The 270-nt window shown below is 63.3% G+C and carries 1 rRNA gene; it reads right to left on the bottom strand.

Annotated elements, in window-relative coordinates:
* Positions 1 to 160: 160 nt before the first annotated feature.
* A 16S ribosomal RNA gene (locus tag QC029_RS30950) occupies positions 161 to 270 on the bottom strand; the annotation flags it as partial.

The following is a 270-nucleotide window of genomic DNA, read 5'->3' as shown; positions in this document are numbered from 1 at the left end:
CGTTCCACACCCCGTCTTCCGAGAAGAGGGGCAGTACTGAGAGCGGATCACCAGCGATCCGGCCGAGTAGTCAACGTTCCACCCATGAGCCACCGGCATCGGACGGGCGCCGATGAACCGGCCTCTGACCCGGCCAGGCCGGGCAAGAAGTGCTCCTTAGAAAGGAGGTGATCCAGCCGCACCTTCCGGTACGGCTACCTTGTTACGACTTCGTCCCAATCGCCAGTCCCACCTTCGACGATTCCCTCCCACAAGGGGTTGGGCCACCGG

Origin of the sequence: Streptomyces sp. DH37 (assembly GCF_029813835.1) — a bacterium.
In the GTDB taxonomy this organism is placed as follows: Bacteria; Actinomycetota; Actinomycetes; order Streptomycetales; family Streptomycetaceae; genus Streptomyces.
This window is presented reverse-complemented; position numbering and strand designations above follow the sequence as displayed.